The organism is Ruegeria sp. BJ6 (assembly GCF_056537885.1).
This window is the reverse complement of the sequence record NZ_JBQFSG010000001.1, coordinates 609,981-636,599: the sequence shown is the minus strand read 5'-3', so window position 1 is coordinate 636,599 and position 26,619 is coordinate 609,981. Positions and strand designations below refer to the sequence as shown.

The 26,619-nt window shown below is 58.0% G+C and carries 26 protein-coding genes; 20 read left to right on the top strand and 6 right to left on the bottom strand.

What is annotated here, in order from left to right; translation table 11 throughout:
* Window positions 1-63 precede the first annotated feature (63 nt).
* Both ACR0D6_RS03020 and ACR0D6_RS03015 read left to right on the top strand, forming a co-directional pair.
* Window positions 64-804 carry a YebC/PmpR family DNA-binding transcriptional regulator gene (locus ACR0D6_RS03020; protein ID WP_170650874.1) on the top strand — a complete coding sequence of 247 codons (741 nt, stop codon included), beginning with the start codon at window positions 64-66 and terminating at the stop codon, window positions 802-804.
* A 191-nt stretch (window positions 805-995) separates the two neighbouring features.
* Complete coding sequence (locus ACR0D6_RS03015; RefSeq protein ID WP_480764417.1) at window positions 996-2,237, top strand: MFS transporter; 1,242 nt, start codon at window positions 996-998, stop codon at window positions 2,235-2,237.
* Between the two features lie 43 nt (window positions 2,238-2,280).
* Here the strand turns inward: ACR0D6_RS03015 and ACR0D6_RS03010 are convergent, their stop codons facing one another.
* Window positions 2,281-2,970: a nitroreductase family protein gene (locus ACR0D6_RS03010; protein ID WP_480727375.1), complete on the bottom strand. Its 690-nt coding sequence runs from the start codon at window positions 2,968-2,970 to the stop codon at window positions 2,281-2,283.
* Window positions 2,971-3,008: 38 nt separating this feature from the next.
* Complete coding sequence (locus tag ACR0D6_RS03005) at window positions 3,009-3,893, bottom strand: LysR family transcriptional regulator ArgP (protein ID WP_480764416.1); 885 nt, start codon at window positions 3,891-3,893, stop codon at window positions 3,009-3,011.
* An 87-nt stretch (window positions 3,894-3,980) separates the two neighbouring features.
* Between ACR0D6_RS03005 and ACR0D6_RS03000 the strand changes: the two genes are divergently transcribed.
* From ACR0D6_RS03000 to ACR0D6_RS02975, 6 genes are all read left to right on the top strand, one after another.
* Window positions 3,981-4,580, top strand: coding sequence for a LysE/ArgO family amino acid transporter (locus tag ACR0D6_RS03000; RefSeq protein WP_480764415.1), 600 nt, complete (start codon window positions 3,981-3,983; stop codon window positions 4,578-4,580).
* A 40-nt stretch (window positions 4,581-4,620) separates the two neighbouring features.
* A complete protein-coding gene (locus ACR0D6_RS02995) occupies window positions 4,621-5,529 on the top strand; it encodes a DMT family transporter (protein WP_480764414.1) in 909 nt (302 codons plus the stop codon).
* 93 nt (window positions 5,530-5,622) lie between these two features.
* Window positions 5,623-6,195 (top strand): choline-binding transcriptional repressor BetI, encoded by a 573-nt coding sequence (gene betI / locus ACR0D6_RS02990; RefSeq protein WP_170650868.1) that lies wholly within the window; start codon window positions 5,623-5,625, stop codon window positions 6,193-6,195.
* Complete coding sequence (gene betC / locus ACR0D6_RS02985) at window positions 6,192-7,700, top strand: choline-sulfatase (protein ID WP_480764413.1); 1,509 nt, start codon at window positions 6,192-6,194, stop codon at window positions 7,698-7,700. The genes betI and betC overlap by 4 nt, the downstream gene beginning before the upstream one ends.
* An 89-nt stretch (window positions 7,701-7,789) precedes the next feature.
* On the top strand, window positions 7,790-9,448 hold the full coding sequence (gene betA / locus ACR0D6_RS02980) for a choline dehydrogenase (RefSeq protein WP_480764412.1): 1,659 nt from the start codon (window positions 7,790-7,792) through the stop codon (window positions 9,446-9,448).
* A gap of 258 nt (window positions 9,449-9,706) precedes the next feature.
* The gene (locus tag ACR0D6_RS02975) at window positions 9,707-9,946 is read left to right on the top strand and encodes an HP1242/YdcH family protein (RefSeq protein ID WP_480448774.1); all 240 of its coding nucleotides are present in this window, start codon (window positions 9,707-9,709) and stop codon (window positions 9,944-9,946) included.
* Between the two features lie 55 nt (window positions 9,947-10,001).
* Here the strand turns inward: ACR0D6_RS02975 and ACR0D6_RS02970 are convergent, their stop codons facing one another.
* Together ACR0D6_RS02970 and ACR0D6_RS02965 are read right to left on the bottom strand one after the other, a co-directional pair.
* Window positions 10,002-11,402, bottom strand: coding sequence for a helix-turn-helix domain-containing protein (locus tag ACR0D6_RS02970; protein ID WP_480764411.1), 1,401 nt, complete (start codon window positions 11,400-11,402; stop codon window positions 10,002-10,004).
* Between the two features lie 89 nt (window positions 11,403-11,491).
* Window positions 11,492-12,697 carry a multidrug effflux MFS transporter gene (locus ACR0D6_RS02965; protein WP_170650863.1) on the bottom strand — a complete coding sequence of 402 codons (1,206 nt, stop codon included), beginning with the start codon at window positions 12,695-12,697 and terminating at the stop codon, window positions 11,492-11,494.
* A gap of 182 nt (window positions 12,698-12,879) precedes the next feature.
* Between ACR0D6_RS02965 and ACR0D6_RS02960 the strand changes: the two genes are divergently transcribed.
* From ACR0D6_RS02960 to ACR0D6_RS02945, 4 genes are all read left to right on the top strand, one after another.
* Window positions 12,880-14,412: an acyl-CoA carboxylase subunit beta gene (locus tag ACR0D6_RS02960; protein WP_170650862.1), complete on the top strand. Its 1,533-nt coding sequence runs from the start codon at window positions 12,880-12,882 to the stop codon at window positions 14,410-14,412.
* A gap of 12 nt (window positions 14,413-14,424) precedes the next feature.
* Entirely contained in the window at window positions 14,425-15,147 is a 723-nt protein-coding gene (locus ACR0D6_RS02955) for a cupin domain-containing protein (RefSeq protein WP_480764410.1), read from the top strand.
* A 107-nt stretch (window positions 15,148-15,254) separates the two neighbouring features.
* Complete coding sequence (locus ACR0D6_RS02950) at window positions 15,255-15,629, top strand: DUF6497 family protein (protein WP_480764728.1); 375 nt, start codon at window positions 15,255-15,257, stop codon at window positions 15,627-15,629.
* 163 nt (window positions 15,630-15,792) lie between these two features.
* Window positions 15,793-16,146, top strand: a complete 354-nt coding sequence (locus tag ACR0D6_RS02945) for a hypothetical protein (RefSeq protein WP_480764409.1) — start codon at window positions 15,793-15,795, stop codon at window positions 16,144-16,146.
* Between the two features lie 86 nt (window positions 16,147-16,232).
* On the opposite strand, the gene ACR0D6_RS02940 is transcribed toward ACR0D6_RS02945, so the two are convergent.
* A complete protein-coding gene (locus ACR0D6_RS02940) occupies window positions 16,233-17,381 on the bottom strand; it encodes a DcaP family trimeric outer membrane transporter (RefSeq protein ID WP_170650858.1) in 1,149 nt (382 codons plus the stop codon).
* A 650-nt stretch (window positions 17,382-18,031) separates the two neighbouring features.
* Between ACR0D6_RS02940 and ACR0D6_RS02935 the strand changes: the two genes are divergently transcribed.
* Together ACR0D6_RS02935 and ACR0D6_RS02930 are read left to right on the top strand one after the other, a co-directional pair.
* Window positions 18,032-18,235 (top strand): hypothetical protein, encoded by a 204-nt coding sequence (locus ACR0D6_RS02935; protein WP_480764408.1) that lies wholly within the window; start codon window positions 18,032-18,034, stop codon window positions 18,233-18,235.
* A 117-nt stretch (window positions 18,236-18,352) separates the two neighbouring features.
* A complete protein-coding gene (locus tag ACR0D6_RS02930) occupies window positions 18,353-20,398 on the top strand; it encodes an ATP-binding protein (RefSeq protein WP_480764407.1) in 2,046 nt (681 codons plus the stop codon).
* A 76-nt stretch (window positions 20,399-20,474) separates the two neighbouring features.
* On the opposite strand, the gene ACR0D6_RS02925 is transcribed toward ACR0D6_RS02930, so the two are convergent.
* Window positions 20,475-20,921 carry a DUF4174 domain-containing protein gene (locus tag ACR0D6_RS02925; RefSeq protein ID WP_480764406.1) on the bottom strand — a complete coding sequence of 149 codons (447 nt, stop codon included), beginning with the start codon at window positions 20,919-20,921 and terminating at the stop codon, window positions 20,475-20,477.
* 168 nt (window positions 20,922-21,089) lie between these two features.
* On the opposite strand from ACR0D6_RS02925, the gene scpA reads away from it, so the two are divergent.
* The 6 genes from scpA (at window position 21,090) to ACR0D6_RS02895 (ending at window position 26,597) form a co-directional block, all read left to right on the top strand.
* Window positions 21,090-23,216 (top strand): methylmalonyl-CoA mutase, encoded by a 2,127-nt coding sequence (gene scpA / locus ACR0D6_RS02920; protein ID WP_480764405.1) that lies wholly within the window; start codon window positions 21,090-21,092, stop codon window positions 23,214-23,216.
* A 140-nt stretch (window positions 23,217-23,356) separates the two neighbouring features.
* Complete coding sequence (locus ACR0D6_RS02915) at window positions 23,357-23,959, top strand: VOC family protein (RefSeq protein ID WP_480764404.1); 603 nt, start codon at window positions 23,357-23,359, stop codon at window positions 23,957-23,959.
* Window positions 23,956-24,444, top strand: coding sequence for an N-acetyltransferase family protein (locus tag ACR0D6_RS02910; protein ID WP_480764403.1), 489 nt, complete (start codon window positions 23,956-23,958; stop codon window positions 24,442-24,444). Before ACR0D6_RS02915 ends, ACR0D6_RS02910 begins: the two co-directional genes overlap by 4 nt.
* A gap of 45 nt (window positions 24,445-24,489) precedes the next feature.
* Window positions 24,490-25,170 carry a TerB family tellurite resistance protein gene (locus ACR0D6_RS02905; RefSeq protein ID WP_480764402.1) on the top strand — a complete coding sequence of 227 codons (681 nt, stop codon included), beginning with the start codon at window positions 24,490-24,492 and terminating at the stop codon, window positions 25,168-25,170.
* 4 nt (window positions 25,171-25,174) lie between these two features.
* Window positions 25,175-26,188 carry an endonuclease/exonuclease/phosphatase family protein gene (locus ACR0D6_RS02900; protein ID WP_480764401.1) on the top strand — a complete coding sequence of 338 codons (1,014 nt, stop codon included), beginning with the start codon at window positions 25,175-25,177 and terminating at the stop codon, window positions 26,186-26,188.
* Between the two features lie 37 nt (window positions 26,189-26,225).
* On the top strand, window positions 26,226-26,597 hold the full coding sequence (locus ACR0D6_RS02895; protein ID WP_480764400.1) for a hypothetical protein: 372 nt from the start codon (window positions 26,226-26,228) through the stop codon (window positions 26,595-26,597).
* The last annotated feature ends 22 nt before the right edge of the window (window positions 26,598-26,619 follow it).

The following is a 26,619-nucleotide window of genomic DNA, read 5'->3' as shown; positions in this document are numbered from 1 at the left end:
GATCCCCGGCCCCGCAAACGTCTATATGAGCGCCGAAACACGCAATCATCACGAGGACGCAACATGGCCGGCCATTCCAAATGGGCCAACATCCAGCACCGCAAGGGGCGTCAGGACGCCGCGCGGTCCAAACTGTTTTCCAAATTGTCGAAAGAGATCACCGTCGCCGCCAAGATGGGTGACCCCGATCCCGAAAAGAACCCGCGCCTGCGTCTGGCGGTGAAAGAGGCCAAGTCGAACTCGGTCCCCAAGGACGTGATCGACCGGGCAATCAAGAAATCCGTTGCCGGCGAAGGCGATGACTACGAAGAAATCCGGTATGAGGGCTATGGCCCCAACGGCGTAGCGGTAATCGTCGAGACGATGACCGACAACCGCAACCGGACGGCCTCGACCGTGCGCTCGACCTTTTCCAAGAACGGCGGCAATCTGGGCGAGACTGGATCGGTCGGTTTCATGTTCGAACGCAAGGGAGAGGTCGTTTTCCCCGCAACCGCTGGCGATTCCGACGCCATCTTTGAAGCGGCCATCGAAGCAGGTGCCGAAGATGTCGAAAGCTCGGAAGATGGTCACGTCATCTGGTGTGCGGATACCGATCTGAACGACGTATCAGGCGCACTTGAGGCCGCCCTTGGTGAATCAGAGTCAACCAAACTGGTCTGGAAACCCACCACGACCACCGAGCTGGGTCTGGAAGACATGCAACGGCTGATGAAGCTGGTTGATGCACTGGAAGATGACGACGACGTTCAGCGTGTGACGACCAATTTCGAAGCCTCTGACGAGGTCATGGCGCAACTCTGAAGCGTCCAGACACCGTTCTGCTGAAAGCCCGGCAATCGCCGGGCTTTTTCATTTCTTGGCCGAACGGTTCGAACTTTGTACCTTGTGGGTAGGTCCAGGTATTTCGAGAGGATTGATTTGGTGGCAAAAAGTAAGCGCAACTGGTTGGTTGGCTGATGGCCAAAGCGCCCAGGAAGTTCGAGCGACGCAACATGTCCGCTTTGACAAGTCAAAGCGTTCTGTCACAGGTCGCCTGGACCATGGGCAGCCCATCGGTCGTCATGCCGTTTCTTGCGGTATCGCTTGAACTGCCGATGATACTGGCCGGCGCGCTGGTTTCGATCCGCAAACTAGGCAGCATGATCGGGGATGTATTTCTGGCTGACGCAATCGCCGCGAAATCCGAGAAAAAGCGTGCCTTGGCGATGTGCGAGATTGCAATCGGTGCATGCCTTCTGCTGGCAGTGATTGTCGCCGCGACGGGCAACATGATCTTGGTGGCCATCGCTTTTGTTGCCGCGTTCTTCATGATCGGTCTGATCGAAGAAATTCAGGGGCTGATGCTGGTGGATTTCCTTAGCAATCACCTCAATTCCAACGCACGGATATGGCAGCACTACCTTCAACTTGGGCTTGGCGGTGTGGGGGCGATTGCCTTGACTCTGGTGGTGCATGAAATCACCAAAGGCCAGCCGCCGTTTCAACGTCATTCCGCCGTGGTCGCTATTGCCACGGTTTGTTTCCTTGTGTCGGCTGTTTTTGTGATGGCGGTTCGCGAACTGGCGGGTGCCAGTTCTGAAAAAGTCGAAACTCCCAGATCACCAAGGACGACAGTCACCTCGTTTCTGTCGGATGCGCGGGCGCTGTTTGGTGAAAGCTGGTTTCGCAAATACCTTGCGATGCGTCTGCCGCTGGTAGTGGTCGCCCTTGCGGTTCCGTTCTTTGCCCTGATCGCGGCTGAATCGCATCATAGCTCAGCGAGAGGCATGACAGCGCTGATCATCTCATCTGCTGCCGGATATCTGGTGGCCGCGCCGTTGTGGCACGTTGTGAACATGAAATCCCATCAGGTGGTGATGATCACCGGGTCACTGCTGGTGGCGGGGACGGGTCTGGCCCTGATCCTGATGCACTTTGGCGGACTTGATCACGATGTACGGGCGCATTCGATTGCCCTTTTTGTGGCCACCATTGCTGTGACCGGCACGGGTGGTGCGCGCAAGCTGTACTTTATGGACATCGCGCCAGAGGATCAGCGCATTAAGGCATCTGCCGTGATCAAAAGCGTATCCAGACTATCCGCCGTAATCGTGGGCGCCGGGCTGGCTGCAGTTGCCCACAGTCAGGAAGTGATCTGGGCCATCGTATTCATCGTGGCCGCAAGTGTTTTTGCGGCTTTTGCCTGCAACCGTTTCGTGGCGCCACACCCGAAACACAAGGAAGTTGCCCGCTAGGGGCTTTGGGCCGTTCGCAGAAATTTATCGATCATACCCTCGATCAGAAAAACGACGAAATCTCCTCCAAAGGCTTCTTCAGCTTAGCGACTGACGGCACCGTGGCATTGTCGGCAGGATGCCCGACCGCAATGATCATCGTGGGCTTTTCCGAGGCCGGTCGGTCCAGTGCCGCGTTCAGAAAACGCATCGGGTTCGGCGTGTGGGTCAGCGTGCAAAGGCCCGCGTGATGCAGGGCTGCCAGCAAAAAACCGGTGGCGATGTTGACGCTTTCCGGCACGTAATAGTTCTTGTACCGGGTTCCGTCCTCGAACTGACCCCAACGCTGGGCGAAAACGACGATCAGCCACGGGGCGACGGTCAGGTGTTCCTTGACTGCATTGGTACCGATCGGTTCCAGCGCCTTGATCCATTCGTCACCGGCACCACCCTCATAAAAGCGCTGCTCTTCTTCCTCGGCTTCCTCTCTAATTCGCTGTTTCAAAGCCTGATCCGAGATGGCGGCGAAATGCCAAGGTTGATGATTTGCACCTGACGGGGCAGTTCCGGCAGTGCGAATGCAGGTTTCAATCACCTCGCGCGGGACGTCGCGGGATGAATAGTCCCGAACCGTGTGCCGTTTGCGCATGACATCGTAAAAGGCACGCGCTTCGGCAATCATTTCTGCGTCCGGCAAGTCATTGCGATCCGGAAGCGGTATCGGGTCATAGTTGAGCGCGTCGCGGGTGAACATTGCAATACTCCGGTTTGTTCTGGTCTGATCCAATCGGGTTACGCGCGGATCAGGTCCTTGGCTGAGGCACTTTTGACGGCCTTCGTCAAAGGTGCAAGTGCTGTCGCCATGATGCGGCCAACTTGCCACGTCAGCGGAACGTCCAGCGGCGTGTCGGGCAACAGAACCTGCAATCTGTTTTCCTTTATGGCTTGCCGAACCAGAGATTCAGGGTTCATGCCCCATCCCAGCCCGGCACAGGCGGCATCGACAAAGGCGTGTGTCGAGGGCAGGAAATGGGAGGGCGGAGAGATGCGCGCGTCAAAGTTTTTTGCAAGCCATGTCTTTTGCAAATTGTCCTTGCGATTGAACGTCATGCAAGGCGCAATTGACAGTGTCTCGGCGGTTACGCCATCTCGAAACCACTGGCGAGCAAAGGCGGGATTGCAGGTTGCAAGGTATCGCAGAGTACCCAGCGGAACAGCATCACAACCGGTGACAGGCTGGCCGCCAACGGTAACTGCCGCGCTGACCTCGCCTCGTCTTAGCCAGTCGGCCGAATGGTCCTGATCGTCGATGACCAGATCAAACAGCAGATCCGGGATCGCTGCCATGGCAGTGACAAACCAGGTGGCAAGGCTGTCTGCGGGAACGGCAACTTTGACACGGGCCGAACCCGATCCGTTCTCCAGCGCAAGTTCGCGGCTGAGTTGAGCCTCCAGCAGGCCAATGTCCTCGGCGTGTTTTGCAATGCGCAGGCCTGCCGCCGTACCGGTGCAAGGTGGCCCGCGATGAATGAGAGAGGTTCCCACATGGTCTTCCAAGGCTTTGATGCGCTGTGAAATGGCCGAAGGGGTGACGGCCAAATCGGCGGCAGCGGCATCAAAGCTGCCCAGCCGCAGAATCGCCGACAGGGTGGCCAGATGATTGGGGTCGAACAGCATTAGCTCAGCTTAATTTGGCTTAGGATAATTAACTGGATAAATCCGTGTGCACCCAATAGTCAACTCGGGCAATCAGTCGGAGGCCACATGTCAGCTACGTTCTTTCCGGGTTTCGCCCTTGGGTTCAGCCTGATTCTGGCGATCGGTGCGCAAAACGCGTTTGTCCTTCGACAGGGATTACGGCGCGAGCATGTTTTTGCGCTATGCCTGACTTGCGCGGTGTCAGACGCCATCCTGATCGCAGCGGGTGTTGCGGGGTTTGGGGCTTTGGCGCAGGCCATCCCTCAATTTGAGCCGGTCATGAGATATGGCGGAGCGATATTTCTGATCTGGTATGGGTTCCGCAGTCTGAATGCCGCGTGGAAGGGCGGCGCGGCCATGGATGCCGAAAAAGGGCAGAAAACCAGCCTGAAGACTGCATTGCTTATGGTTCTGGCATTCACCTGGCTGAATCCACACGTCTATCTGGATACCGTTGTCCTGATTGGCTCGATTTCGGCGCAGTACGATGACAGGTTTGCCTTTGCGCTGGGGGCCGTCACCGCCAGTTTCACCTTCTTCTTCTCGCTGGGATATGGTGCCCGGTTGCTGGCCCCGTTTTTCACCCGCCCGCGCGCGTGGCAGGTTCTTGATGTGCTGATCGGAGTTGTCATGTTGGGTATCGCATTGAAACTTGTTGCGATGTGAAGGGTTGTCCCGGCGGGCATTTGGGTGTTCAACCAATGCCATGACAATCGCAGCCGCACAGTCCCACCCGCTAGCCGGTATGTTCTGGATGTTCGCCGCCGGGCTTTCTTTCGTTTTGATGACCGCTCTGGTCAAGTCCATGGGAACCAGCATGGACCCGATTCAAGCCGCATTTCTGCGCTACGCATTGGGTCTGGTCTTTTTGCTTCCAGCCATGCGCGCGATTCTGTCGACCCGCCTGACGCGCCGCCACATTACGATATTCGGGGTGCGCGGGGCCGTGCATGCGGTGGGGGTGATGTTGTGGTTCTTTGCCATGACACAGATCCCATTGGCCGAGGTCACGGCGATGAATTATCTGACCCCGGTATACGTGACTGTCGGCGCAGCTTTGTTTTTAGGAGAGAAGCTGGCCGCTCGCCGCATTGCCGCCGTTGTGGTTGCTCTTGTCGGGATGGCCATCATCCTCCGACCTGGGTTTCGTGAAGTATCAGCAGGCCATCTTGCAATGCTTGGAACCTCGCTGATGCTGGGTGGGTCGTACCTGCTGGCCAAGGTCATGGTCGAAGATATCAGGCCATCGGTAGTCGTTGCGCAACTGTCCATCTGGGTGACCATAATGCTGATTCCCTTTGCCGTCGCGGTTTGGTCGCCGCCCAGCCTGCGTGATATCGGCGTGCTGTTTCTTGTGGCCAGTTTTGCCACGGCAGGGCACTATTTCATGACGCTCGCACTGCAGGCCGCGCCGGTGGCAGTGACCCAGCCGGTTACATTCTTGCAGCTGATCTGGGCAACCCTGCTTGGCGCACTTGTCTTTCACGAACAGGTGGATATCTGGGTGGTTTCCGGTGGTACACTCATTCTTGCAGCGGTCAGTTTCATCACCTGGCGCGAAGCCGTGTTGAACCGACGTGAAGTGACTCCACCAAGCATTGCGCCCAAACTCTGACGAGGTTTCGGATGGGCTGAATGCGTTATTGATTGACGAGTCAATAAAATCGACATAGCGTTTAGTTGCAAATGTTGTGTTGAGGAGCCAGACATGCCGAAACTCGGGATGGAGCCGATACGGCGCGACGCGATCGTCAAGGCGACGATTGCGGAACTTGGCGTGAAAAAATCCCTCGACGTGACAGTCAGCCAGATCGCTAAGCGGGCGGGGATGTCCAGTGCGTTGGCGCACCATTATTTCGGTGGCAAGGATCAGATTTTCCTTGCGGCCATGCGCCGTATCCTCAGCGATTTCGGGCAAGAGGCGCGGACAGAACTGAATGCTGCGGAACCTTCCGCGCGCGCGCAGGCGATCATTCGCGCTTGTTTCGCGCCGTCCTGTTTCACTCCGGACGTCATTGCCGCCTGGATGACCTTTTATGTACTGGCGCAGACCAATGATGACGCGCTGCGGCTGTGGCAGGTTTATCAGGCGCGCATCCGGTCGAACCTGACCCATGCCTTGCGCCCTTTGCTGGATGATCCTGTTGAAGGGGCTGAAAACATGATCGCCCTGATCGACGGGCTTTATATCCGGGCTGCGCTCAGCGCACCGGAGAGGCCGGAATTGGCCGTTAACCACGCCCTGCGTGTCCTCAACACTCTCATCGAGGCCGGAAAATGACAAAACCGAACATTCTGATCCTGATGGTGGATCAGCTCAACGGAACCCTCTTTCCCGATGGTCCCGCCGAATGGCTTCATGCGCCGAACCTGAAAAAGCTGGCGGAACGTTCGACGCGATTTGCCAACGCCTACACGGCCTCACCGCTGTGCGCGCCGGGCCGGGCGAGCTTTATGTCGGGGCAGTTGCCATCGCGCACCGGTGTCTATGACAATGCTGCCGAATTTCGCAGCGATATACCAACCTATGCCCACCATCTGCGTCGTGCGGGTTACTACACCTGTCTCAGCGGTAAAATGCATTTCGTTGGCCCGGATCAGCTGCACGGGTTCGAGGATCGGCTGACGACCGACATCTATCCGGCTGACTTCGGTTGGACGCCTGATTACCGCAAGCCGGGTGAACGGATCGACTGGTGGTATCACAACATGGGTTCGGTCACCGGGGCGGGCGTTGCCGAAATTTCGAACCAGATGGAGTATGATGACGAGGTTGCCTACAACGCTAAGGCTAAGCTCTATGATCTTGCCCGCGGCAAGGATGAGCGTCCGTGGTGTGTGACCGTCAGCTTCACGCACCCGCATGATCCTTACGTGGCGCGCCGAAAGTACTGGGACCTATACGAGGATTGCGAACACCTGCTGCCTGAGGTCTCGGATCTGGGCTATGACAATCAGGACCCGCATTCCAAGCGTATTTTTGACGCCAACGACTGGCGCAGCTTTGACATCACCGAAGAAGATGTCCGCAAATCGCGCCGGGCGTATTTTGCCAATATCTCATATCTCGATGACAAGATCGGCGAGATATTGGAGGTGCTGGAGACGACCCGTCAGGAAACAATCATCATGTTCGTCTCGGATCACGGCGATATGCTGGGCGAGCGGGGCCTTTGGTTCAAGATGAACTTTTACGAAGGTTCGGCACGAGTGCCACTGATGATTTCTGCTCCGGACATGCCAGCCGGTCGGATCGACACCCCGGTTTCGACAATTGACGTCACGCCGACGCTTGGGGTGTTGGCAGGGGTCGATATGGCCGAAATCGCGCCCTGGACCGATGGTCACGATCTGGTGCCGCTGGCCAACGGGGCAGAGCGATCAGAGCCGGTGGCGATGGAATATGCGGCCGAAGCATCTTATGCGCCGTTGGTTTCACTGCGTTATGGAAAATGGAAATACAACCGTTGCACGCTGGACCCTGATCAGTTGTTCGATCTGGACGCCGATCCCAACGAGTTGGACAATCTTGCCGACAAGCCCGAACATGCCGGAACACTGCAAACCCTGCGGGCAAAATCCGAGGCACGCTGGGATTTGGATCGCTTCGATGCGGATGTGCGTGCCAGCCAGGCCCGGCGCTGGGTGGTGTATGAGGCGCTGAGGCAGGGTGGCTACTACCCTTGGGATTATCAGCCGCTGCAAAAAGCATCCGAACGCTACATGCGCAATCACATGGACCTGAATACCGTCGAGGAAAGCCAGCGATATCCGCGCGGCGAATAACCTCTTCACAATATTGCAAATTTCCCCATCGGAGAGAGTGAGATTTTTCGACGAAAAATCTTGACCCGGTGGGCACAGGAGACCCGAATATGGAAGCAGATTTTGTCATCGTCGGTGCAGGATCCGCCGGTTGCGCGATGGCTTATCGATTGAGCGAGGCAGGGGCCTCGGTGCTGGTGATCGAACATGGCGGCACAGATGCCGGACCGTTCATCCAGATGCCTGCGGCGCTCAGCTATCCGATGAACATGTCGCGCTATGACTGGGGCTACCAGTCCGAGCCCGAGCAGCATCTGAACAACCGACGTCTGGCTTGTCCGCGCGGTAAGGTGATCGGCGGGTCGTCTTCGATCAACGGTATGGTTTATGTGCGTGGCCACGCACGGGATTTCGACACCTGGGCCGATATGGGGGCCGACGGCTGGTCTTATGCCGACGTGCTACCCTACTACAAGCGTATGGAGACATGGCACGATGGCGGCCATGGTGGCGATCCCACCTGGCGCGGGACGGATGGGCCGCTGCATGTTTCGCGCGGGCCGCGTGCGAACCCGCTTTTCAAGGCTTTTGTCGATGCGGGTCAGCAGGCAGGGTACGAAGTTACCGGCGACTATAACGGTGAAAAGCAGGAAGGCTTTGGCCCGATGGAGCAGACCGTCTGGAAAGGACGGCGCTGGTCGGCGGCGAACGCTTATCTGAAGCCGGCGCTCAAGCGCGACAACTGCGATATTGTCCGTGGACTCGCTTCACGCGTGGTCACGGAAAATGGCCGTGCGACGGGGGTCGAACTGGTGCGCGGCGGTAAGAAAGAGATCATCCGCGCCCGTCGCGAGGTGGTGCTGGCGGCGTCGTCGATCAACTCGCCCAAGCTTCTGATGCTTTCAGGCATAGGTCCGGCAGCCCATCTGGCGGAGCACGGTATTCAGGTTGTGGCCGATCGCCCGGGTGTTGGTGCGAACTTGCAGGATCATCTGGAGCTTTATATTCAGCAGGCTTCGGTTCAGCCAATCACGCTTTACAAACACTGGAATCTGATCAGCAAGGGGCTGATCGGGGCGCAGTGGTTGTTCACCAAGACCGGCCTTGGCGCTTCGAACCAGTTTGAAAGTGCGGCTTTCATCAGATCGAAACCCGGTGTCGAGTACCCGGATATCCAGTACCATTTCCTACCCATTGCGGTGCGCTATGATGGGCAGGCAGCGGCTGAGGGGCACGGTTTTCAGGCGCATGTCGGGCCGATGCGGTCGCCGTCGCGCGGGGCGGTCACTTTGCGTTCGGCGCGGGCCGAGGATGCGCCTGTCATTCGGTTCAACTACATGAGCCATGAACAGGACTGGGAGGATTTCCGCACCTGCATCCGGCTGACGCGCGAGATTTTCGGGCAGGACGCATTCAAACCCTATGTGGGCAAGGAAATTCAGCCGGGCGCGTCCGTGCAGACGGACGAGGAGTTGAACGGGTTTATCGCGGAACACGCCGAAAGCGCCTATCATCCCTGCGGTACTTGCCGGATGGGCCGTGCCGATGACAAAGACGCTGTTGTCGATCCGCAAGGCCGGGTGATCGGTGTTGACGGGTTGCGCGTAGCCGACAGCTCGATCTTTCCGCAGATCACCAACGGCAACCTCAACGCGCCATCGATCATGGTGGGTGAGAAGGTCTCGGATCATCTGCTTGGAAAAGATCCGCTTTCGAAGGCGAATGATCGCCCCTGGATCCATCCTGAATGGGCGACGGCACAGCGTTAACCGAACTTTAAACCACCTGATAAACGCATTCAGGTCAGTCGGCACTCTCAGCGGGCCTTTCCAGTTGGAAAGGTCCGTTTCATTGTTGCCGAACTGTGGGAGGTTGCGGACGTGCGGGCCCGATCACATGTTGTCTATGTGTGTGCCGCATATGCTGAAACCTGCGCAAAATCTGCTTTATTTTGATCCGGGTCAAAGCGTGTTGGGCGCATCGTATTTACGAATTGACTGCAACACACAGATCAGGAGCGAACACAGATGTCCCACACCCCGCATGAACTGGCCGAAGAGTTTCCGGACAAGGCTGAACTGATGAGCCAGCTCAAGCAATCGGATGCCCATTTTTCCCGGCTGGCTGACGAGTATCACGAAATCAATCGCACCGTTCACCGGGCCGAAACCAATGTTGAGCCTATGGAGGAACTGGCCGAGGTTGAGCTTCGGAAAAAGCGCGCGGCCCTCAAGGATGAGATCTGGGCCATTCTGTCCAAAGCCTGACATGCGTTGACCCGCAAAAGGGCCGCGGCAAATGCGGCCCTGTACCCCTTCCGGATCAGGTGACTTCGTAGGGCAGGGTGCCGCGCGTGTGTGCATCAATGGTCAGGCGTCGTTCCAGCGGCGGGACGGAGCGTTGGTGGCAGGTTTTGCGTTCGCAAATCCGGCAGGAAATACCAATCGGTTCGTAGGCGCTGGCGTTGTTGGTGTCCAGATTGTCGGCATAGACCAGCGCCTCGGCATGGCGCACCTCGCACCCCAGTGCAATTGCATAGCGACGCACCGGGCTTCCGAACGAGCCACCCGATTTCGACACGTCCCGCGCCAGAGAGATATAGCGAACCCCGTCCGGGGTTTCGGCCAGTTGTCGTAAAAAGTGCCCCGGCGTTTCAAAGGCGCGGTGCACGTTCCACAGCGGGCAGGCCCCGCCAAAGCGGGCGAATTGCAGGCGCGTGGCAGAGTGACGCTTGGTGATGGTGCCCGCCTGATCCACCCGGACGAAAAAGAACGGGATACCCTTGGCGCCAGGCCTTTGCATCGTGGACAGGCGATGTGCCACCTGTTCAACCGATGCGCCGAACCGGTTGCTGAGCAACTCAAGATCGTGACGGTATTCCTGCGCGGCTGCCAGAAAGCTGCCATACGGCATGAGGGATGCGCCCGCGAAGTAGTTCGCAAGGCCGATTTTGGCGATCGAGCGGGCTTCGTCGCTTTGGAAACGCGCGAAATCAAGCGTGGCTTCCAGCAATTGATCCTGACTTATCAGGGCAACCTGCAGCAGCAACTGAAACACCTGTGTCTGCGGTGCCGTGCGAGAGGAGAGTACAAGTTTTTTGTTCTGCGCGTCATAGCTTCGCAGAATTTCTGTGTCCGAAAAATCGACCTGCACACCTCGGTCGGACAGACTGGTCAGCGCGGCCTCACGAATACCGCCGGACCCGTCGGCGCGCTCGGCAAATCGTTCAGCGGCCCGGTCAACAGCGTCGATATAGTTGTCGCAGTAGTGGAAAAAGTCGCGCACCTCTTCCCACGGGCTTGCCTGAATGCGCGCGTCTTCGCGCCCCAGCGCCTCGTCCAGGGAGGCGAGGCGTTCGTGGGTCTGGCGATAGTTGCGATGAAGCTCGATAAAAGCGCGCGCCAGCGCTGGTGCGTTCGAAGCGGTCAGACGAAGATCTGCAACCGGCGGCATTGTGTCAGCAAAGATCGGGTCGGCCAGTGCCTCGCGCATGTCCGAAACCAGCCGTTCGCTGTCGCCAGTGCTGAGCTCGGTGACATCAAGCCCGAATTCCTGCGCCAGCGCCAGCACGACCGTCGTGGAAACCGGTCGGTTGTTGTTTTCCATCTGGTTGAGGTAGGGCAGCGAAACACCAAGCTTGGCGGCAAAATCCTTTTGCTTGAGTGTCAGGCGATTGCGGATTTCGCGCAGCTTGGCGCCGGCATAAAGTTTCTGGGTGGCCATGGCTTGTCTTTGCAGATTTACACATCGCCAAGGCTAGCTTTGCAAACTGCCCTGCGCAAGCGATCTTGCGCACCCAAGGGGCCCTTTGGTCAAAGCCCCAGTTGCCGCTCCCGCCAGATCACCACCTGGATCGCCACAATGCCCATCACCGATGTGGCAAGCATCAGCCACAGCAGGGGTAAGGCGCCGGTCTCCACGGTCAGAAGCGCTCCCGCAAGCGCGCTAAGTGCGGCGCCGCCGCCCAGCATGATCGCGCCGCTCAGACCCGAAGCCGTTGCAGCAAGATGCGGACGCACCGAGAGCGATCCGGCTGTGGCGTTCGGAATGGACATCCCGTTGCCCAACCCCACAAAGGTCATGAAGCCGAAGAAACTGATTGCCGAGCCTAGTCCTGCCAGCACGATCAGAACCGAAATCGCAACGCCGATGGCGTTCATCCAGCATCCCCAAAGCACCATTCGGTTCACGCCATAGCGCACCGAATACCGGCCGCTGATGAAGTTGCCGAAAAAGTACCCGACTGCCGGGGCCCCAAAATAGATGCCGACCTCGGCAGGGTTCATGCCAAACACTTCGGTTCCCACAAATGGCGCGCCGCCAAGATAGGCGAAGAAGGCACCGGACGAAAAAGCCGACGCCAGTGCATATCCCCAAAAACGAGGAGAGGTCAGAAGTTCGGGATATTCGCGGAACTGCTGTACCAGCGTCTTGCCGCTTTTGTGCGATGTTTCGCCAAAGTCCACAAACACCAGCAGCAGCGTCAACGCGCCCAGGCCGAACAGCAGCCAAAAGTTTGCCTGCCAGCCAAAGCCTTCATCCAGCAGGCCGCCGATCGCGGGGCCGACCATGGGAACCACCGCCATGCCCATAGTCACATAACCGATCATCGAAGCGGCTTTGTCCTGTTCGTACATGTCGCGGACTGCGGCGCGGCTTAGCACGATACCGACGGCGATGACGGCCTGACACATCCGAAAGAACAGGAACACTTCGGCATTTGGCGCGTAAATGCACCCCAGCGTGACCAGCAGGAAAAGGCCCAGCCCCCACAGAATAACCGGCCGACGCCCGGCCTTGTCCGCAATGGGGCCAATCAGGATTTGCATGATGGCATTGACCGCCAGATACAGTGCCACGGAAAGTTGCAGAACTTTGTAGTCGGCCTGAAAATAAGTCGCCATGTTGGGCAGGCTGGGCAGGAATACGTTCATGCCGAGTGCCGACAACCCGGACAGCAAAATAAGTGTCGCAAGTGTCGGGGGGCTGCGACGCGCCTGTGTGGAACTGAACTGCATGGTTTGCATTTAAGGCAGGGGAAAGATCATTGCTATGCCTGTGAATGTGTTAAAATGTTAATTAACAAATTTGCAATTAGCTGTTAGGTAGTTGAGAAGTATTTGCAAATTTGCCGAAAATCACTTTGGCCTGAATGTCTCAGTCTATATTGTCCCGCCAAATGTTACAGGGGACTAACGCGATGAAAGACATCCTTTCCGAGTTGGAAAATCGCCGCGAGGCTGCGCGGCTGGGTGGCGGTCAAAAACGGATCGACGCACAACATGCGCGCGGCAAACTGACGGCGCGCGAACGGATCGAGCTGCTGCTGGACGAAGACAGCTTCGAAGAATTCGACATGTTCGTCAGCCACCGCTGCACAGATTTCGGGATGGAAAATCAAAAGCCTGCAGGTGATGGCGTCGTGACCGGCTGGGGCACGATCAACGGGCGCATGGTCTATGTCTTTTCGCAGGACTTTACCGTATTTGGCGGATCACTGTCGGAAACCCACGCGCAGAAGATCTGCAAGATCATGGATATGGCCGTACAGAACGGGGCGCCTGTGATCGGCATCAACGACTCGGGTGGGGCGCGAATCCAGGAAGGTGTCGCCTCGCTGGCCGGGTACGCCGAGGTGTTTCAACGCAACATCATGGCATCCGGCGTGGTGCCTCAGATCAGTGTCATCATGGGGCCGTGCGCGGGCGGCGCTGTCTATAGCCCGGCGATGACTGACTTCATCTTTATGGTCAAAGACACGTCATACATGTTCGTGACCGGTCCGGATGTGGTCAAAACGGTAACCAACGAAGTAGTCACCGCCGAAGAGCTGGGTGGTGCCTCAACCCATACCAAGAAATCGTCCGTAGCCGACGGCGCCTTCGAAAACGATGTCGAGGCACTGGCCGAGGTGCGCCGACTGGTGGATTTCCTGCCGCTGAACAACCGCGAAAAGCCTCCCGTACGCCCGTTCTTTGACGAACCGGGCCGCATTGAGACTTCGCTGGACACTCTGGTGCCGGAAAACCCGAACACGCCTTATGACATGAAGGAACTCATCACCAAAGTGGCGGATGAGGGTGACTTCTATGAAATTCAGGAAGACTTCGCCAAGAACATCATCACCGGGTTCATGCGACTCGAGGGGCAAACGGTCGGTGTCGTTGCCAACCAGCCGATGGTGTTGGCCGGTTGTCTGGACATCGACAGCAGCCGCAAGGCCGCGCGCTTTGTCCGTTTCTGCGACTGTTTCGAAATCCCGATCCTGACTTTCGTGGATGTGCCGGGTTTCCTGCCTGGGACCTCTCAGGAATACGGTGGTGTCATCAAGCACGGGGCCAAGCTGTTGTTCGCCTACGGGGAAGCGACGGTGCCAAAGGTCACGGTCATCACCCGCAAGGCCTATGGCGGCGCATATGACGTTATGGCTTCCAAGCATCTGCGCGGCGATTTCAACTATGCCTGGCCGACGGCCGAGATTGCCGTGATGGGTGCCAAGGGCGCGACTGAGATCATCCACCGTGCCGATCTGGGAGATGCCGACAAGATCGCGGCCCATACTCAGGACTACGAAGACCGCTTTGCCAATCCGTTCGTCGCCGCCGAGCGCGGGTTCATCGACGAGGTGATCATGCCGCAATCCACCCGTCGCCGGGTCTCTCGCGCGTTTGCCTCACTGCGGGGCAAATCCCTGAAGAACCCGTGGAAGAAGCACGATAATATTCCGTTGTGAGGTCGAATTCTCATGCGGCGAATTGATCAAGTCATCGAGGTTTTTCGTGCATTGGGAGGCGCAGCGCGTCTCCCGGATGTCTATGCTTACTTCGAGGCAACATCAGTAAGTGATCTGCCCCTGACTTGGCGGGAGGGTATTAGAGGTAGAATCTATGAACACTCCTCTGATGCCGGCGGTGAGCTTAAAGAAGATTTGTTTGAGCGCATTGACGAAGGCTTTTGGAAGCTTCGCGACACCGAAGTTTCGCCTGACTTTGTTTCCGATCGTCGAGATCTGTCTCCCGATGAAGTTGTGGAGATGGTTTTAGTGCGAGAACATTGGCGCAAAAAACCTTCTCCTAAAGTATGGAAAAATCAGGCTTTCACCGTTTCTCACGCCGACGATTCCCCATTTATCGGCGAGGGGCTGCGGGCCTTCTTTGAGTATCGCGATCTCGGGATCAAAGGGGCCACTCAGGGCAAATTCGGTGCGCATGTCATCCGTGCCGTGCCGGGGATGGAAAGCCCCGGTGCGTGGCACAGCCATGATCTGGACTTTCAAATGGTTTACGTCACCAAGGGCTGGGTCGTCTTTGAATATGAGGGGCAGGGCGAACATACCTTGCGTGCGGGGTCGTGCGTTTTGCAGCCGCCCGGCGTCGTGCATCGCGAGGTTCGCCATTCCGACGACATGGAGCTGATCGAGATCATCTCGCCCGCGCAGTTTGACACCAAAGACGAATCTATCCCATGATTTGTTCAACCAGACATAGAATCGCGCGGCCAGACTCTGCTGCGCACGCAGCCCCGGATGGAGGAGCCCGCCGAGCGCGGGGCCGGGGCTGCGGCTATGTTCTGGCAGTGCTGGCTGTGTGTACCGCGACGACCGGCAACTCCCAAAGCTTGTTGCCTGTTCCTTCGGGGCAGCCCGTGGAATTGCGGGATGTTCTGCTGGACAACAACCCCGGCGAACTGTGGGTTCGGTTCCGTTTTGTTGCGCCCAAGATTGGCGCGACCGCGGGACGTATCGGGTATGACGTGGCGACTGTGGATATGGAGCATCTGTGTCAGACATTGGCGGTTCCTTACGTGGCAAAGCATGAACTGGAGCCCGCGCGTGTGGTGATCTCGCTGTCTGATCGGCCGGTGGAATTCGGCCTGTCCGAACCAGACGCCACTCAATTTTTCGAAGCCTACCGGCTGGAGCAATCCCGGTGTATCTGGGAGGGGCTTTGACGATGAAACCAGCCGTTGAACTCGCCAAAGCGCCTCAACACAACCTTTTCGCATTGGGAGCGCGCGTTATGAGCTCATCCTTACCCGGATGGAATCCTTCGATTTTTGACCAAAGATCAGGTGTTTGCCTGCCAGATTTCGTCAAGCGTCAGGAGGTGCGGTCATGTTGAAGCACCGCGGTTTCCCCGGTCGTCTTCCCGGAACCGATTTTCAATTTACAGTCCGGCGTGCCAACCCCAAGGGCGTCACACCACTGACCCGGCGCGAACGGTATCGCGATCGCAAGGCGGCAGATCGTCGTGCCGACACCGCATTTCTGAGGGCGTTGTGGGAGCACTTTGGCGATCAGCCATTCGAGCGCGGCAATCTGGATGCAGGGCGGATCAGTTGGTTGTTCGGGCGAGAAGTCGTGCCGGCCGAAGATCCGTTCGACACCGCCAGCTATGACGCACTTCTGGTGATCGACGTTGATGTGGCGCGCGTGTCATTCCCTGACGTGTTTGAGGATAGCTACTGACCATGTGCGCCGTCCCCGTGCATAAGCCTTTGCCCGGCCATGCCGTGGGAACCCTGCCCGGGAGCGGGCAGGGCCGGTTTGCAATTTCAGAAGTTCAGCTGAGCAGCAATCTGAACCCGGTTGCCATCGAAGGTCTGGCCGGAAATAACGTCATTCCGTTCCCCAAAGATGTATTCCGCGCTGAGTGTCAGACTGTCGGTCGCCTTGTAGAAGGCGTTGACATGGATCGTCTCCAACTCGGTAAACGACAGGGTCCCGGTCGAGGTGGGCAGGTCGTATTCTTCTTTGCCGTACGCGATGCCGACATTCCACTTGCTGCTCAGATCCTGCCGGAATTCGATGGTATAGCCATCGACATCATTGGCCTGCCCGCCGACGATGGCATTGCCCAGACCGATAAGATAGGGGCCAAGCGCCTCGCCGGTGACGTAGTTGACCTGAAACAGCCCACCTTGCCAGGGGCGGACGGATCCCGACAGGGTAAAGCCGGTCTGATCAACTTCGACCGTGCCGGATTGCGCGTTGCCGTAAAGGGCAGCCGCGCGCGCGACATAAGTGCCGTCATTGTATTCGACCGCACCTGTCAGCACCGGATCGTCCGAGTTCGACCCACCGACGTTTTCCTCGACCGAGAAGCTGAGAGTGGTGTTGCCGCCGAGCTTGTTGCTGTAGCGCACCTGCGGAACCCGGGCAAAGGCGATACCGACGGGTCCGTTGAATTCAACGGTGGTCGGGTACGTGTCGAGCGGCTGGAAGTTGGTCCAGTACTGCCCGATCAACCAGTTATCTCCGATACCAATATTCGCATGGCGCAGCCGAAGCTCTGCAGTACCGTTCGATGCGAACAAGTCGTATTCCAGCTGCCCGGTGATCTCACCGATGTCGGTCTGCGTGCTGGTCCGAAGGCCCAGACGCGATTGCCGTATGGTGGCGCCGAACGTGCCGTCCGTGGCAGCGGACGGCTCACCGATGACGTTCACAAACGCCGTATCTCCCTGATCAAACTCGAAATCATAGAAGAAATCGGATTTGACGTAGCCGTAGATATCCAGCGAAGTGCTTCCCAGCTGAAAATCACCACTGGAAGAATTGTTAGATGTCTCCAGCGCCTCGACGCGTGCGCGCAAGGCGTCGATTTCGGCCTGTGTTTGCGCGTCTTGAGCCCAGATCGGAGAGGCAGCCAGCGCCACCCCGGAAACAGCCAGCAGAAAGGCTGCTTTACCTTTGTTTTTCATGGGGATTTTTCCTTGTGTGCGAGTATGCATCGCAACACTTTCACGCAAATTCGCCTTGGGAAATTCACGAATAAGATACAAATAGTAGGCTTATTATCTCATTTGCGTGAGCAAAAAACCGATTATGACTGTAAAATATTGCCATTCGAACGGAAGCCCTTGAGAACAATGATCAAGGTGAATGGCGCTGCCGTCATCGCCTGTGAATCTCTACATGGTGTGGCAGCCTTCGATAACCTCAAGTGTAACGGCAACGTGACGGCGAATGAGCATATTGGGGCCGCATTCCCCTTTGTCCGGGTCGGCACAAAGTTGCGCGTAATTCTGCCGAATAGGCAGAAACTGGCCGGAAACCTGTTTGGAAACAATGTTGGCTTGGCGGCAATTATTGTGGCGGGCAGAGTAGCTGGGCCGTGCGGCTCTACTTTGCCTGCGCCGCACAAGCACCTACTATTCCGTACCCCTTCCTTCAGCGGGCAGGTTTGTGTTCCCCACAATACCCTGCCCGCTTTTTTCTTTCGGCGGAATCCAACCGTCCGAAAGCAGGATTTTGCGCAACAGCCATTGTCACGGCGATGTGGCTTGCGTCTGTCGGCCTCGGCCCCGCATCTGTCCTCAGAAAATCCAAAGTCTGAAAAGGGACAGAATTCATGCGGACATCACGACTCATCGCTGCAATTGGCCTGTGCGCCGGATTGGCGGCCTGTGGGGACGATCCCGGCGAACAGGCGCTTTATGGCGGCAGCGCAGGCCTGCTCGGCGCGCTGGTTCTGGATGCCAATCCGGTCGTCGGCGCGGCGGCAGGTGCAGCGACCAACCTGCTGTACTGCAAGACCCAGAACACCTGTAACTGATACCTATCTTTCCGCGGGCCGTTTGGCCCCGGCCGAAATCACGCAACACGCCGTCGCGGGGCTTATGCCCGGTGGCGGCGTTTTGCGTTTCCAGACACCCAAGACAAAGGACGTTCCATGTTCAACAAGATCCTGATCGCTAACCGGGGCGAAATCGCCTGCCGGGTCATCAAGACCGCGCGCAAGATGGGTATCGGCACAGTCGCCATCTACTCAGATGCTGATAAGAACGCGCTGCACGTGGAAATGGCGGATGAGGCGGTGCATATCGGCCCGCCGCCGGCTAACCAGTCCTATATCGTGATCGACAAGGTCATGGAGGCCATCCGTCAGACCGGCGCACAGGCGGTGCACCCCGGCTATGGCTTCCTGTCGGAAAACGCCAAATTCGCCGAGGCGCTTGAGGCCGAAGGCGTTGTCTTTGTCGGCCCCCCAAAAGGCGCGATCGAGGCGATGGGTGACAAGATCACCTCGAAGAAGATCGCGCAGGAGGCGGGCGTTTCCACAGTTCCCGGCTATATGGGGTTGATCGAAGACGCGGACGAAGCGGTCAAGATCAGCCAGGAAATCGGCTATCCCGTGATGATCAAGGCCAGCGCCGGCGGCGGCGGTAAGGGCATGCGGATTGCCTGGAATGACGAAGAAGCCCGCGAGGGCTTTCAGTCATCCAAGAACGAAGCGGCGAATTCGTTCGGCGACGACCGCATCTTTATCGAGAAATTCGTAACTCAGCCACGCCACATCGAAATTCAGGTTCTGTGCGACACCCACGGAAACGGCATTTATCTGGGTGAGCGTGAATGCTCGATCCAGCGCCGGAACCAAAAAGTGGTTGAAGAAGCTCCGTCACCCTTCCTTGACGAAGAAACACGCCGTGCCATGGGTGAGCAGGCCGTGGCGCTGGCCAAGGCCGTGGGGTACGCCAGTGCGGGCACGGTAGAATTCATCGTCGATGGCGAAAAGAAATTCTACTTCCTGGAAATGAACACCCGCCTGCAGGTTGAACATCCGGTCACCGAACTGATCACTGGTGTCGATCTGGTGGAACAGATGGTTCGCGTGGCAGCGGGTGAGGAATTGTCGATTTCTCAGGATGACGTGCGGCTCAACGGCTGGGCCATCGAGAACAGGCTGTATGCCGAAGACCCGTATCGCAACTTCCTGCCGTCGATTGGCCGTCTGACACGTTATCGCCCGCCGCAGGAAATTGCTGCGGGGCCGCTGTTGGCCAACGGCAAGTGGCAGGGTGAGGCGCCCGAGGGCGCGGCCGCGGTGCGCAACGATACCGGCGTGTACGAAGGCGGCGAGATTTCGATGTATTACGATCCCATGATCGCCAAGCTGTGCACGTGGGCGCCGACCCGCGAACAGGCGATCGAGGCGATGCGCGTGGCGCTTGACAGTTTCGAGGTTGAAGGCATCGGCCACAACCTGCCGTTCCTGTCGGCGGTCATGGATCACCCGAAATTTGTTTCGGGCGACATGACAACCGCATTCATCGCCGAAGAATATCCTGACGGATTTGATGGTGTTTCGTTGCACGAAGACGATCTGCGCCGGATCGCAGCCTCTTGCGCGGCAATGCACCGTGTTGCCGAGATTCGCCGGACCCGCTTGTCAGGCCGTATGGATAACCATGAGCGCAAAGTGGGAACAGATTGGACGGTAAGCCTGCAAGGATACGAGTACAATCTTACCATCGCCGCCGACCCGGCAGGTTCGACGGTCACGTTTGAAGGAGGCGGTGAATACCGCGTTTCTTCGGACTGGACGCCGGGTGATCAACTGGCAACGCTGGATATCAACGGCAGCCCGCTGGTCCTGAAGGCAAGCAAGATTTCCGGAGGGTTCCGCATCCGCAACAGGGGCGCGGATATGAAGGTGCATGTGCGCACCCCCCGTCAGGCCGAGCTTGCGAAACGGATGCCCGAAAAGCTGCCGCCTGACACATCCAAGATGCTGCTCTGCCCGATGCCCGGCCTGATCGTGAAGGTTGATGTCGAAGTGGGGCAGGAGGTGCAGGAAGGTCAGGCCCTGTGCACGGTCGAGGCCATGAAGATGGAAAACATCCTGCGCGCCGAGAAAAAGGGTGTTGTTTCCAAGATCAACGCTGGCGCAGGTGACAGTCTGGCCGTTGACGATGTGATCATGGAATTCGAGTGATCATGTCTGCGCATTTGTCATATCTCCAGGGGATTTCGGCGTTTTGTGCCGGGGCCCTTGGGTATGGCAGATGCGCTCAGCCGCCCTCGCGTCGTTCGCGGATCTCGCGTTCGCGCAGGGGGGTCTTGTCGATGGACCGGCCAATCTCCCGCACACTCCACGGGCTGGGCTTGCGCAGTTTGACCACGCCGTCTTTGTCGACGAACACCAACTGGAACCCGCGCGGGCGCAGTTGCGACCGGATCGGGGATCGGGCCGACGGATCAGTGTCGGTCAGTACGATGACATCACGGTCACGCATGGCTTCTTCGCCCTCAAGCAGCATCTCAATCTGCTGCTGGAAGCGCGGATCGGCAGGAGTGTCGGCAAAAACCACAATGGGCCGGTTCACCCAAAGATATTCGCTGAGGTCGCTGTCGCCGACAGGGCGGACGAATTCGTCATCAGCAGGTGCAGACCCGTCTGCGGCAACAACTGCCAGCGGGAATAGTGCCGAGAAAACAAGGGCAAGCGTTCGTGTCATGGGGCCTCCTGTTCGTTTGAATATAGCCCCTGCGCCGCTGAATGCGACCGGCGAAATGCACACAGACTGTAAAATGTTGCGCTGCACCACGCCTGACCGAGCAACACAGAACATCACAACGCGCGGGCCAAGCCCCGGCGCGATCCGAATTGAGAAAAGGAAATCGCAATGACCGATACGAAAGATTGGCAGGCGCTGGCCGAGAAAGAGCTGCGCGGTCGCCCGTTGGACGACCTGACCAAAGAGACGCTGGAAGGCATCGACGTCAAACCGCTCTATACGCAGGACGACACGGCCGATCTGCCGCATATGGGGTCGATGCCGGGGTTTGGCCCGTTTACCCGTGGGGTGAAGGCGACAATGTATGCGGGGCGGCCCTGGACCATTCGGCAATATGCCGGGTTCTCGACCGCTGAGGAGTCGAATGCGTTCTACCGCCGCAATCTGGCTGCGGGTCAGCAGGGGGTTTCGGTCGCCTTCGATCTGGCAACACATCGTGGCTATGACAGTGACCATCCGCGCGTGGTTGGCGATGTCGGAAAGGCTGGCGTGGCGATCGATTCAGTTGAGGATATGAAAATCCTGTTTGACGGCATTCCGTTGGACAAGGTTTCGGTCTCGATGACGATGAACGGGGCGGTAATCCCGATTTTGGCCAGCTTCATCGTTGCGGGCGAAGAGCAGGGGCACGATAAATCTGTCCTGTCCGGCACCATCCAGAACGACATTCTGAAAGAGTTCATGGTGCGCAACACCTATATCTACCCGCCTGATCCGTCGATGCGGATCATCTCGGACATCATTGAGTTCACGTCGAACGAGATGCCAAAGTTCAACTCGATCTCAATCTCTGGCTACCACATGCAAGAGGCCGGGGCGAACCTGGTGCAGGAACTGGCCTATACGCTGGCGGATGGGCGTGAATATGTCCGCGCCGCAACGCAGGCCGGGATGGATGTGGACAAGTTCGCGGGGCGTCTGTCCTTCTTCTTTGCCATCGGCATGAACTTCTTCATGGAGATCGCCAAACTGCGCGCTGCGCGGACCCTCTGGCATCGTGTGATGACCGAGTTCGGCGCGAAATCCGAACGGTCTAAAATGTTGCGCACCCACTGTCAGACATCGGGCGTATCACTGCAGGAGCAGGACCCCTATAACAACGTGATCCGCACTGCCTATGAGGCGATGAGCGCGGTTCTGGGCGGCACTCAGTCGCTGCACACCAACGCTCTGGACGAAGCGATTGCACTGCCGACTGACTTTTCGGCCCGCATCGCGCGAAATACGCAACTGGTGCTGCAGGAAGAAACCGGCGTGACCGATGTGGTCGATCCACTGGCCGGTTCCTACTACGTCGAGAGCCTGACCAACGATCTGATCGAAAAGGCCTGGGCCCTGATGGAAGAGGTCGAGGAAATGGGCGGTATGACCAAGGCCGTGGCCAGCGGCATGCCCAAGCTGCGGATCGAGGAAAGTGCCGCGCGGCGTCAGGCCATGATCGACCGGGGCGATGAGGTGATCGTCGGCGTCAACAAGTACCGTAAGGAACAGGAAGACCTGATCGACATTCTGGATGTGGACAATGTGGCGGTGCGCGAGGCGCAGGTTGCGCGGCTTGAGCGCATCCGTGCGACCCGCGATGAAGCGGCCTGCAAAAAGGCGCTCGATGATCTGACCCGTGTTGCTCAGGGCGGCGGCAATCTGCTTGCAGCGGCGGTCGAGGCCGCACGCGCGCGCGCATCAGTAGGAGAAATCAGCATGGCGATGGAAAAGGAATTCGGGCGTCACCGCGCCGAGGTGAAAACGCTGGCTGGTGTTTACGGTGCCGCCTACGAAGGGGATGAAGGCTTTGCCGCGATTCAAAAGTCGATAGAGGAGTTTGCGGACGCCGAAGGCCGCCGCCCACGTCTGCTGGTAGTCAAGATGGGACAGGACGGGCATGATCGTGGCGCCAAGGTAATCGCGACCGCCTTTGCCGATATCGGTTTCGATGTCGATGTTGGCCCGCTGTTCCAGACCCCGGCCGAGGCGGCGCAGGATGCAATCGACAACGACGTGCATGTTGTAGGCATCTCGTCACAGGCAGCCGGGCACAAGACATTGGCGCCTCAGTTGGTTGAGGAACTGAAGAAAGCCGGAGCGGAGGACATTATTGTGATCTGTGGCGGTGTCATTCCTCAACAGGACTATCAGTTCCTGTATGATCACGGCGTGAAGGCAATCTTCGGGCCGGGAACAAACATTCCCGAAGCGGCGCAGGATATTCTGAACCTGATCGGCGAAGCGCGAAGCTGATACCGGGGCGGGGGGCTGTCTGCCCCCCAATCGCACCTGCGGCGCGATCCCCCCGAGAGTATTTTCCGCCAGATGAAGCAGGGGATTCCCTTTGTGTTTGGTCCGGTTCTCGGTAGCTTCATCAGAGAAAGGGGCGCTCAATGAATCTGGACCATGTTGCAGTTGCCGGGGAAACCCTGGATGAGGCCACAGCCTATGTCGAAGAGGCGCTGGGCGTCTCGTTGCAGGCAGGTGGGCGGCACGGGAGATTTGGAACTTACAACAGACTTCTGGGTCTTGAGGATGGGCTGTATCTGGAGGCCATCGCAATTGACCCGCAGGCGAAGGATCCCGGTCAGCCCCGGTGGTTCGACCTGGATCGGTTTTCGGGATCACCGAGGCTGACCAACTGGATTTGCCGGGTAGATGACTTGGACGCCATGCTGGATCGTCTTTCAGTAAATGCCGGTGATCCAATCGATTTGGCGCGCGGCGACCTGCGTTGGAAGATGGCCGTTCCTTCCGACGGGGTGCTTCCGTTCGACAATCTGTTTCCGGCGTTGATTGAATGGAAAGGCAATCTGCACCCTGCGCAGATGCTGCAACCCGGCGGTTGTCGTCTGCGCAGGCTGGAGATCAGCCATCCGCAGGCCGTCGAGCTTGCAGGGATGTTGGGGCAATTGGATTGTGTTGAATTTGTCGAAGGTGCACCCGCGCTGAGGGCCGAGTTTGACACACCGCATGGGGTGCGCGTGCTGGAATGATGGTGCGGCAGGCCAAAACGGAAGACGCAGCTGTCATCATGGCGATAACCAATGCGATCATTCGGGATACGCTGGTGACCTTCAATTCGGCGGAGCGCGAAGAAGCGGACATCGTCAGGGATATCAAGGCAAGGGGTAAGCGGTTTCTGGTGGCAGAGACCGATGGGAGCGTCGTTGGGTTTGCGACATACGGGCCGTTCAGGGGCGGGCCCGGATACGCGCATTCTCGGGAGCACACGATCCAGCTGAAGCCCGACGCGCGCGGCCGTGGGGTGGGGCATGCGCTTATGAACCGGCTTGAGGAAGTCGCCCGCGTGGACGGGGTTCATGTGCTGGTGGCGGGTATTTCTGCGGATAATCGTCCAGCCATCAGATTTCATTCTGCAATCGGGTTTTCCGAGGTGGGCAGGATGCCGGAGGTCGGGCGGAAATGGGGGCGCTGGCTGGATCTGGTCCTGATGCAGAAAATTCTTGCTCAGGAATGATTGGTCGCACCTGACAGTTGCATCCGGGCGGGTTAGGGTGCGGGCATGTCGATCTGGACCCGTATATCCGACGCGCTGAGTGCGCTTGCCCAGGGCGAAAGCCTGACGGAGGTTTTTGAACGCCTGCGGACGCCGCCCGAAAGGTCGGTGGCCTTTGCCATCGCCGTTATCGCGCTGGGCGCCAAGATGGCCAAGGCCGACGGACAGGTGACCCGCGACGAAGTGACGGCCTTTCGCGAAGTGTTCCAGATTGCGCGCGGAGACGAAGAGGGGGCCGCCAAGGTCTTCAATATGGCGCGGACAGATGTTGCGGGCTTTCAGGAATATGCGCGCAAAATCAAAGGAATGTTCGCCGAAGATAACACCACGCTCTGCGATCTGATGGAAGGGCTCTTTCATATCGCGATGGCGGACGGGTTCTATCACCCCAACGAGAATGAGTTCCTTGAGGAAGTCAGCAGGATATTCGGACAGACGGACGCTCAGTTCATGGCGCTGCGCGCGCGATTTGTTCCCGAAACGCCCGCTGATCCCTTTACGGTGTTGGGTGTAAGCAGAGAGATGTCATTGCCGGAAATTCGCAAGGTCTGGCGTAAACTGGTTCGGGAAACGCATCCAGACGCGATGATGGCGCGCGGTGTACCCGAAGAAGCCGTTCGTCTGGCGGAAAAGAAGATGATCGACATCAACCGCGCATGGGACGAGATCAACGGCGCCCGGGTCTGATGTCATGCGGTTGGCGACCTACAATGTGGAATGGTTCGCCAATCTTTTTGACAGCGATGACAATCTGATCGTTGACGACAGTTGGTCCGGGCGTCACGACGTTACCAAGGCGCAACAGGTCGAAGCGATCGCCAAGGTGTTGACCGCAGTAGATGCCGATGCGGTACTGATCGTCGAAGCGCCAAATACAGGAAAAACTCAGAACACAGTTCGCGCCCTGCAGCGATTTGCGGAAGCGTTTGACCTGCGGACCTCTCATGCCGTGATGGGGTTTCCCAATGATACGCATCAGGAACTGGCGCTTTTGTACGACCCCGATCAACTGAGCACCCGTCATGACCCGATAGGCGAGCCGTCCGGCAAGGACAATGGTCCCGAAACGCCACGGTTTGACGGGGTGTTTCAGATCGATCTGGACGTTGATGCCACCAAAGATTCTGTCCGGTTTTCCAAGCCACCGATGGAATTGGCGGTGACGTTGCGCTCGGGATTCGAATTCCGCCTGATCGGGGCACATCTGAAATCCAAGGCGCCGCATGGCGCCTCAACGCGAGACGAGGCCGTGCGCCTTTCGATCGCCAATCGAAGGAAGCAACTGGCTCAGGCCATTTGGCTGAGCACACGCATCCGGTCGCATCTGGCCAGTGACGAGGCCGTTATTCTCATGGGTGATTTGAATGACGGTCCGGGACTGGACGAATTTGAACACCTGTTCGGGCGTTCAACAGTCGAAGTCCTTCTGGAGGCAGGGCTTTATGACCCGCATGCAGTTGAGGCCCATCGGCTGAGGCCGAAATCGGTGCCTGCGACTGCGCGGTTTGCCATGCCACAGGAAGGGCGTTTTCTGGACGCGTTACTGGATTACATCATGATCAGCGGTGACCTGCAGTCCCGGCGGCCGGTCTGGAGGATCTGGCATCCCTTCGACGATGAAGAATGCTGGAAAGTTCCTGAACTGCGGGAAGCACTGCTGACTGCTTCGGACCACTTTCCCGTGACGCTGGACATTGATCTGTAGGCTTTCATGTCCGACTGCCGACACCTATATTCAATACATGCGTAAATCGGCCCTGATATGTGTTCTGTTTGCGCTGGCGCCATTGCCAGTTGCGGCAGAAGAGGACGACAAATCCCTTATGGAGCAGGGGGCGGAGTTGTTTTTCGAAGGCCTTCGACAGGAAATGGAGCCATCGCTGAACACGTTGCGGGAACTGGCGTTGCAGTTTGGACCGGCCATGCAGTCATTTGTTGACAATATGGGTCCGGCACTGGCCGAACTTATGGCGCAGGTCGACGACTGGAGCGCATATGAGGCGCCGGAAATACTGCCCAACGGGGATATCATCATCCGCAAGAAGCCAATGCCGCCCCCGCAGGAGGAAAGCGGTGAGGAGCCTGAGCCCCCTTCAGAAGGGACAGATATCTGACGAGCCGTTTTACCGGCGTTTG

Coding starts and splice junctions, on each gene's coding strand:
- ACR0D6_RS03015 (WP_480764417.1), top strand. CDS start 996: ATGTCCGCTTTGACAAGTCAAAGCGTTCTGTCACAGGTCGCCTGGACC.
- ACR0D6_RS02945 (WP_480764409.1), top strand. CDS start 15,793: ATGTTGAAGCACCGCGGTTTCCCCGGTCGTCTTCCCGGAACCGATTTT.
- ACR0D6_RS02925 (WP_480764406.1), bottom strand. CDS start 20,921: ATGACACGAACGCTTGCCCTTGTTTTCTCGGCACTATTCCCGCTGGCA.
- betI (WP_170650868.1), top strand. CDS start 5,623: ATGCCGAAACTCGGGATGGAGCCGATACGGCGCGACGCGATCGTCAAG.
- ACR0D6_RS02965 (WP_170650863.1), bottom strand. CDS start 12,697: ATGCAGTTCAGTTCCACACAGGCGCGTCGCAGCCCCCCGACACTTGCG.
- ACR0D6_RS02960 (WP_170650862.1), top strand. CDS start 12,880: ATGAAAGACATCCTTTCCGAGTTGGAAAATCGCCGCGAGGCTGCGCGG.
- ACR0D6_RS02940 (WP_170650858.1), bottom strand. CDS start 17,381: ATGAAAAACAAAGGTAAAGCAGCCTTTCTGCTGGCTGTTTCCGGGGTG.
- ACR0D6_RS03020 (WP_170650874.1), top strand. CDS start 64: ATGGCCGGCCATTCCAAATGGGCCAACATCCAGCACCGCAAGGGGCGT.
- ACR0D6_RS02895 (WP_480764400.1), top strand. CDS start 26,226: ATGCGTAAATCGGCCCTGATATGTGTTCTGTTTGCGCTGGCGCCATTG.
- ACR0D6_RS02970 (WP_480764411.1), bottom strand. CDS start 11,402: ATGGCCACCCAGAAACTTTATGCCGGCGCCAAGCTGCGCGAAATCCGC.
- ACR0D6_RS03000 (WP_480764415.1), top strand. CDS start 3,981: ATGTCAGCTACGTTCTTTCCGGGTTTCGCCCTTGGGTTCAGCCTGATT.
- ACR0D6_RS02955 (WP_480764410.1), top strand. CDS start 14,425: ATGCGGCGAATTGATCAAGTCATCGAGGTTTTTCGTGCATTGGGAGGC.
- ACR0D6_RS03005 (WP_480764416.1), bottom strand. CDS start 3,893: ATGCTGTTCGACCCCAATCATCTGGCCACCCTGTCGGCGATTCTGCGG.
- ACR0D6_RS02995 (WP_480764414.1), top strand. CDS start 4,621: ATGACAATCGCAGCCGCACAGTCCCACCCGCTAGCCGGTATGTTCTGG.
- ACR0D6_RS02935 (WP_480764408.1), top strand. CDS start 18,032: ATGCGGACATCACGACTCATCGCTGCAATTGGCCTGTGCGCCGGATTG.
- ACR0D6_RS02915 (WP_480764404.1), top strand. CDS start 23,357: ATGAATCTGGACCATGTTGCAGTTGCCGGGGAAACCCTGGATGAGGCC.
- ACR0D6_RS02975 (WP_480448774.1), top strand. CDS start 9,707: ATGTCCCACACCCCGCATGAACTGGCCGAAGAGTTTCCGGACAAGGCT.
- scpA (WP_480764405.1), top strand. CDS start 21,090: ATGACCGATACGAAAGATTGGCAGGCGCTGGCCGAGAAAGAGCTGCGC.
- ACR0D6_RS02910 (WP_480764403.1), top strand. CDS start 23,956: ATGATGGTGCGGCAGGCCAAAACGGAAGACGCAGCTGTCATCATGGCG.
- ACR0D6_RS02900 (WP_480764401.1), top strand. CDS start 25,175: ATGCGGTTGGCGACCTACAATGTGGAATGGTTCGCCAATCTTTTTGAC.
- betC (WP_480764413.1), top strand. CDS start 6,192: ATGACAAAACCGAACATTCTGATCCTGATGGTGGATCAGCTCAACGGA.
- ACR0D6_RS02930 (WP_480764407.1), top strand. CDS start 18,353: ATGTTCAACAAGATCCTGATCGCTAACCGGGGCGAAATCGCCTGCCGG.
- ACR0D6_RS02905 (WP_480764402.1), top strand. CDS start 24,490: ATGTCGATCTGGACCCGTATATCCGACGCGCTGAGTGCGCTTGCCCAG.
- ACR0D6_RS03010 (WP_480727375.1), bottom strand. CDS start 2,970: ATGTTCACCCGCGACGCGCTCAACTATGACCCGATACCGCTTCCGGAT.
- betA (WP_480764412.1), top strand. CDS start 7,790: ATGGAAGCAGATTTTGTCATCGTCGGTGCAGGATCCGCCGGTTGCGCG.